This is a genomic window from Kitasatospora sp. NPDC058243 (genome assembly GCF_042882025.1).
Classification (GTDB): domain Bacteria; phylum Actinomycetota; class Actinomycetes; order Streptomycetales; family Streptomycetaceae; genus Kitasatospora.
In genome coordinates this window covers 34,685-41,252 of sequence record NZ_JBHVWW010000014.1, presented here as the reverse complement: position 1 = coordinate 41,252, position 6,568 = coordinate 34,685, and the positions used below count along the sequence as shown (strand labels likewise).

The 6,568-nt window shown below is 73.2% G+C and carries 6 protein-coding genes and 1 riboswitch; of the genes, 1 reads left to right on the top strand and 5 read right to left on the bottom strand.

Annotated elements, in window-relative coordinates:
- Window positions 1-212: 212 nt before the first annotated feature.
- Window positions 213-1,163 carry a peptidoglycan DD-metalloendopeptidase family protein gene (locus ACFVX9_RS12565; protein ID WP_387981535.1) on the bottom strand — a complete coding sequence of 317 codons (951 nt, stop codon included), beginning with the start codon at window positions 1,161-1,163 and terminating at the stop codon, window positions 213-215.
- A gap of 2 nt (window positions 1,164-1,165) precedes the next feature.
- Window positions 1,166-1,348, bottom strand: a riboswitch (cyclic di-AMP (ydaO/yuaA leader).
- Window positions 1,349-1,660: 312 nt separating this feature from the next.
- Between ACFVX9_RS12565 and ACFVX9_RS12560 the strand changes: the two genes are divergently transcribed.
- Complete coding sequence (locus ACFVX9_RS12560; RefSeq protein WP_380370409.1) at window positions 1,661-3,193, top strand: MFS transporter; 1,533 nt, start codon at window positions 1,661-1,663, stop codon at window positions 3,191-3,193.
- 24 nt (window positions 3,194-3,217) lie between these two features.
- Here ACFVX9_RS12560 and purB read toward each other — a convergent pair whose 3' ends face one another.
- From purB to ACFVX9_RS12540, 4 genes are all read right to left on the bottom strand, one after another.
- Window positions 3,218-4,648, bottom strand: coding sequence for an adenylosuccinate lyase (purB, locus tag ACFVX9_RS12555; protein ID WP_380370413.1), 1,431 nt, complete (start codon window positions 4,646-4,648; stop codon window positions 3,218-3,220).
- Window positions 4,649-4,809: 161 nt separating this feature from the next.
- Window positions 4,810-5,265, bottom strand: coding sequence for a MarR family winged helix-turn-helix transcriptional regulator (locus ACFVX9_RS12550; RefSeq protein WP_063350221.1), 456 nt, complete (start codon window positions 5,263-5,265; stop codon window positions 4,810-4,812).
- Between the two features lie 119 nt (window positions 5,266-5,384).
- The gene (locus ACFVX9_RS12545; RefSeq protein ID WP_363377905.1) at window positions 5,385-5,801 is read right to left on the bottom strand and encodes a DUF3037 domain-containing protein; all 417 of its coding nucleotides are present in this window, start codon (window positions 5,799-5,801) and stop codon (window positions 5,385-5,387) included.
- Window positions 5,798-6,553 (bottom strand): HipA family kinase, encoded by a 756-nt coding sequence (locus tag ACFVX9_RS12540; protein WP_079136059.1) that lies wholly within the window; start codon window positions 6,551-6,553, stop codon window positions 5,798-5,800. Before ACFVX9_RS12540 ends, ACFVX9_RS12545 begins: the two co-directional genes overlap by 4 nt.
- Window positions 6,554-6,568 lie beyond the last annotated feature (15 nt).

The following is a 6,568-nucleotide window of genomic DNA, read 5'->3' as shown; positions in this document are numbered from 1 at the left end:
CCCCCCCCCCCCCCCCCCGGGCCGGCCTGGGCGTGTCCCGCGCCCATGTCCACTGCTGCGGCGATCACCCGGTCGAGCGGTCACCCGACATGACCATCCCGGGTGGTCGATTCGCCCCGTAGCAGCGGTGGTTCCTCACCCGACGCATCCGACACATCCGACACATCCGGTGCATCCGGTGCATCCGGTGCATCCGGTGCATCCGGCAAGGGTCAGAGCGCGACGCCGTGGGCCCGCAGGTAGGCGACCGGGTTGATGTCCGAGCCGTACTCCGAGCCGTTGCGGATCTCGAAGTGCAGGTGCGGGCCGGTCACGTTGCCGGTCGCGCCGGAGAGGCCGATCTGCTGTCCGGCCTTGACGGCCTGACCGATCTTCACACCGATCGAGGAGAGGTGCGCGTACTCGGCGAAGTGGCCGTCGGCGAGCTTGATCTCGACCTCGTTGCCGTAGGCGCCGCCGTTGCCGGCCTTCACCACGACGCCGTTGCCGACGGCGCGCAGCGGGGTGCCGGTGGAGGCGACGAAGTCCTGGCCGGTGTGGTGGCCGGAGGCCCACATCGAGCCGGCCACGCCGTAGGCGGTGCCCAGCTTCGGGCTGGCCAGCGGGGCGACGAAGGCCGAGGCGGCGGCGACCGGCACGGCGGTGACCGCGGTGGTCGGCGCGGCGGTCTGCAGCTGGGTCTGGAGCTGGGCGGACGGCTTGGCCGCCTCGGTCCGGACCTCCAGCTGGGCCTGCGGCTTGGCGGCGGTGGTGGCCGGCGCGGCGTCCTGGGCGGACGGCTGGGCGGGCTTCGCCGGGGCAGCGGGCTTGGCCGGGGCGGCCTGGCCGGCGATCACGAGCTGCTGACCGGGGAAGATCAGGTCCGGGTTGCCGCCGACGACCTCGCGGTTGTGGTCGTACAGCGCCTGCCAGCCGCCCTCGACGTGCTGGGCGTCGGCGATCCGGGACAGGGTGTCGCCGCTGACGACGCGGTAGCTCTCCTGCGACGGGGCCTGGGCCTGGTCGGCGGCCGGGGCGGCGGTGACGGCGGCGGCCGGCGCGGGGTAGGCCTGGGCGCTCATCGCGGTGACGAGCGGCAGGGCGAAGGAGACACCGGTGACGGCGGTGGCGATCCCGATGCGGGCGGCGCGGGGCAGGGCGATACGACGAGCCTGTGCAGGCATGGAATTTTCCTCTCCGACGCCTGCGAGGTGAGCTGTCGGGTTCGGGCTGGAGTTGCCCGGCCGCACATGCGGCTTCACCCCTAGCCGGCCCTGGATCCGGGTACGCGAAAGCGTGCCGTTTCCGGTCCGGCGACTTACCTGTGGGTCCCCCGCTCCTGCCGTACAGAGTTCGGTGCGAGCCACCGGGCAGCGGCAGGATTCGGCGTTCCACCCGGTGGATCCGTCCGGACTGGCCGGGCGGTCGCTGAACTAAAACCCATCCGTTCGGGTGAAGCAATGTCGATCACTTGAACCGGCAACAACCCCCCGAGCTGCGGTGACCCTCCGAATGATCGACTGCACCGTACGTGCACAATCCATTCACCCGGCGCCACTGATCCACGACGCTGCGCCGATTCCGCCACCGCTGCGCACCCGCCCGCTCACGCACCGCGCACCCACCGACACACCCCCCGGTGACCCTTGTCACGTACGCCCCACGGGCGCAGGATCGGCCCGTGGCCACCTCCGAAGCAGGAACACTGCGCCTGGGCACCTCGCGGGGACGCTGGGTCCTCCTCGCGACGGTGCTCGGCTCCAGCATGGCGATGCTCGACGGCACCGTGGTGAACGTCGCGCTGCCCCGTATCGGCACCGATCTCGGCGCCTCCCTCGCGTCCCTGCAGTGGACGCTCAACGCCTATCTGCTCACCCTGGCCGGACTGATCCTGCTCGGCGGCGCGCTCGGCGACCGGTACGGCCGGCGCCGGGTCTTCCTGATCGGCGTGCTCTGGTTCGCCGCCGCCTCCGCGGCCTGCGCCGCCGCCCCCACCATCCACGTGCTGATCGCCGCCCGCGCCGTCCAGGGCATCGGCGGGGCGCTGCTCACCCCCGGCTCGCTCGCCATGCTGCAAGCCGTCTTCCACCCGGACGACCGCTCGGCGGCGGTCGGCCTGTGGTCGGGCCTCGGCGGGGTGTCGGCCGCGGTCGGCCCCTTCCTCGGCGGCTGGCTGGTGGACGGCCCCGGCTGGCGGTGGATCTTCCTGCTGAACCTGCCGCTCGCGGCCGCCGTGGTCGCGGTCACCTCCCGGTTCGTCCCCGAGAGCCGGAACGAGAGCGCCGTCGGCCGCTTCGACGTGCTCGGCGCGCTGCTCGCCGCGCTCGCCCTCGGCGCGATCACCTACGCGCTGACCGCCGCCGGAGAGGGCCTGTCCCCCGCGGTCTGGCTCACCGGCGCGATCGGCCTGCTGCTCGGCGCGGCCTTCATCGCGGTCGAGCGCCGCGCCGCCGAGCCGATGCTGCCGCTCGGCCTCTTCTCCTCCCGGCTGTTCACCGCCGTCAACCTGGTCACCCTCTGCGTCTACGCGGCGTTCAGCGGGGTGTTCTTCCTGCTGGTGGTGCAGTTGCAGATCGTCTCCGGCTTCTCCCCGCTGGTCTCCGGCCTCGCCCTGGTCCCGATCACCGTGCTGATGCTGACCCTGTCGGCGCGCGCCGGGCGGCTGGGCAAGCGGATCGGCCCCCGGATCCCGCTCACCGTCGGTCCGCTGCTGTGCGCCGCCGGGGTGCTGCTGATGCTGCGCACCGGCCCCGGCTCCTCCTACTGGGCGGACGTGCTGCCCGCCGTCACGGTGCTGGGCTGCGGGATGACCCTGCTGGTCGCGCCGCTGACGGCGACGGTGCTGGCCGCCGTCGAGGTCCGGCACGCGGGCATCGCCAGCGGCGTCAACAACGCCGCCGCCCGCGCGGCCGGGCTGCTCGCGGTCGCCGCGCTGCCCTCGCTCGCCGGGCTGAGCGGCGACGCCTACCGGGTGCCGTCCGCGGTGGACTCCGCCTTCCGCACCGCGATGCTGATCTGCGCCGGGCTGCTGGTCACCGGCGGGCTGACGGCCTTCGCCACCGTCCGCGGCAACGTGCTCGCGCCGGTGGACCGCCCGGTGGCCGAGCCGGACTGCGAGTGGGCCTGCGGCACCACCCCACCACTCGACCCGGGCCACGTCCACACGGACGAGGGCCCCGCCACCGGATCGGCGGCAGGGCCCTCAGCCGGCTGACGAATCGTCAGGAAGTACTGCCCGTCAGAGAATGTCGGCCGGCGCGTACTTGGCGGCCTCCGGGTAGGCGGCGGCGACGGCCTCCACCTGGCGGACCACCTCGGCGACCTGGGCGCCGGCCGCACCGGTGAAGGAGAGCCGGTCGGCCAGCAGCGCGTCCAGCCCGGCCCGGTCCAGCGGGATCCGCTCGTCGGCGGCCAACCGGTCCAGCAGCTCGTTCTCGCGGGCGCCCGCACGCATCGCCAGCGCGGAGGCGACGGCGTGCTCCTTGATGACCTCGTGCCCGGTCTCCCGGCCGACGCCCGCGCGCACCGCGCCCATCAGCACCTTGGTGGTGGCGAGGAACGGCAGGTAGCGGTCCAGCTCGGCCTCGATCACGGCGGGGAAGGCGCCGAACTCGTCGAGGACGGTCAGGAAGGTCTCCAGCAGGCCGTCGAAGGCGAAGAAGGCGTCCGGCAGCGCGACCCGGCGCACCACCGAGCAGGAGACGTCACCCTCGTTCCACTGGTCGCCGGCCAGCTCGCCGGTCATCGAGGCGTAGCCGCGCAGGATGACGGCCAGGCCGTTGACGCGCTCGCAGGAGCGGGTGTTCATCTTGTGCGGCATCGCCGAGGAGCCGACCTGGCCCTCCTTGAAGCCCTCCGTCACCAGCTCGTGGCCGGCCATCAGACGGATGGTCTTGGCCAGGCTGGACGGCGCGGCGGCCAGCTGGACGAGGGCGGTGAGCACCTCGAAGTCCAGCGAGCGCGGGTAGACCTGGCCGACGCTGATGAACACGTTGTCGAAGCCGAGGTGCCCGGCGACCCGGCGCTCCAGCTCGGCGAGCTTGTCGGTGTCGCCACCGAGCAGGTCCAGCATGTCCTGGGCGGTACCGACCGGGCCCTTGATCCCGCGCAGCGGGTAGCGGGCGATCAGCTCCTCCAGGCGGCGGAAGGCGACCAGCAGCTCGTCGGTGATCGACGCGAAGCGCTTGCCCAGGGTGGTGGCCTGCGCGGCCACGTTGTGCGAGCGGCCGGCCATGACCAGCTCGGAGTGCTGGGCGGCCAGGCGGGCCAGCCGGACCAGCACGGCCACCGTACGGTCGCGCACGTGCTCCAGCGACTGGCGGATCTGCAGCTGCTCGACGTTCTCGGTCAGATCCCGGGAGGTCATGCCCTTGTGGATCTGCTCGTGGCCGGCGAGTTCGCTGAACTCCTCGATGCGGGCCTTCACGTCGTGGCGGGTGACCCGCTCACGGGCGGCGATCGAGCCGAGGTCGACCTGGTCGATCACCCGCTCGTAGTCGGCGACGGCGTTCGCCGGTACCTCGACACCGAGGTCCTGCTGGGCCTTCAGGACGGCGAGCCACAGGTGGCGCTCAAGGACCACCTTGTGCTCGGGGGACCACAGCTGGGCCAGGGTCGCCGAGGCGTACCGGGAGGCCAGGACATTGGGGATCTGGGGCTTCGCGCTCACGCTTCGCAAGCCTAACAGCCGAGGTCAGCCGGAACGTCGGCGCATCGGGCGGCTACGGCCCGGGCCGGAGCGGACGGCTCCGGCCGGGCCCGCCCGACGGCTCCCGCCGGGCGCGGCGCGGTCCGTTACCGGGCGGCTCACTGCGCGGCTTACTGCGCGGCTTACTGCGCGGCGCCGGCCCGGCCGGCCAGCACCGGCAGGACCTGCCCGCAGATCGAGTGCAGCGCGATCCGCTGCTCGTCGGTCATCGCCTCGAACGCCTGGTGGGTGCGGGCCATCTCGCCGCGGATGCGGTTCAGGATCTCCCGGCCCTCGTCCGTGATCACGACGATCTTCACCCGGCGGTCGCCGGCGGCGGCCTCCCGGTGGGCCAGGCGCAGCGTCTCCAGCCGGTCCACGATCCCGGTGACGTTGGAGGCGTCACAGCCCAGCCGTCCGGCCAGCGCCCGCATCGGCACCGGCTCCTGTACCGCGCCGAGCGCCTTGGCCTGCGAGGAGGAGAGCCCGTGCCGGGCCGCGGCCGCCGCGAAGTCCTGGAAATACGCGGCGCCGACGGCGGCCAACGCCTCCATCAACTCGGCGTTGGTCGGTACGGTCGTCGTCGCTGTCGAACCCATGGGGTCAGCGTACGGCCGAGTGCTTCAGCAACTCAAGCTTTGACCACGGCAACCGTCGACGGCTTGACCAGAACTGCAGCACCGGCCGGTCGACAGAGCCTCCGGCCGGTCGACAGAGCTTAGAGCACCAGCTGATCGAACAGGTGCCGCAGCTCCGGCTCCGGGTCCGCGGTCAGCCCGGTGTGCACCGGCCCCGGCTGGACGATCGCACTGCGCGGAGCGGTCAGCCAGCGGAACCGCTGCCCCGGGCTGTCCCCCGCCGCCGGACCGGCCTGCGGGCCCCCGGCGCACACCGCCTCGATCCCGTGCAGCGCCCGCCGCACCCCGTTCACGTCCGCCACCGGGTCGAGCGCCAGCAGCCGGGCCTGGTCCAGGTGCGTGCGCGCGGCCAGATACCCGTTCTGCCGGCAGTACAGCAGCACCCCGACGTTGACGCACTCGCCGCGTTCCACCCGCGGCACCGCGCGGATCACGGCGTACTCGTAGTCGTGCAGTTCGACGGCGGCCGGCAGCGCGGGCGTCCTCGGCTCGGTCATGCGGGCACCTCCGGCAGCCAGTCGCGCGGACCGGCCAGTCGGCCGGTCAGCTGGGCGCGGTACGCGGCGCGCACCGCCTCGGGCGAGTCGAAGCCTGGCTCGTCCAGCAGCCAGACCTCCGGGATCCTCGCCACCGCGCCCTCGATCGCGGCCTCCGCGAGCGGCGCGAGCGCCTTGTCCGCGGCCGTCAGGTCCGGCCGGGCCCGCAGCAGCGCGTGGTCGGAGGCGTCGTACGGGCGGCGCACCCAGGCGGCGGCGCCCGCCCAGTGATGGTGGAAGATCAGGCTCGCGCCGTGGTCGATCAGCCGCAGCCCGCCGGTCGCCACCAGCAGGTTGGGGTTGCGCCAGGAGCGGTCGACGTTGCCGATCAGCGCGTCGAACCAGAGCACCTGGCCGGCCAGCTCCGGATCCACCTCGAAGCAGAGCGGGTCGAAGTTGAGCGCGCCGCTGACGAAGGCCATCCCGAGGTTGGTCCCGCCACTGGCCCGCATCTGGTCCTGGACCTGCTGGTCCGGCTCGCTGCGGGCCAGCACCGGATCCAGGTCGACCGTCACCAGCTCCGGCACCGGTAGCCCGAGCCGCCGGCCCAACTCCCCGGCCAGCACCTCCGCCACCAACGCCTTCCGGCCCTGCGCCGCACCGACCCATTTCAGCGCGTACAGCCGCCGGTCGTCGGCCTCGACCAGGCCCGGCATCGAGCCGCCTTCTCGCAGTGGCGTCACATAACGGACCGCCGTCACCTCGGGGAGCACGCCCCACAGCCTATC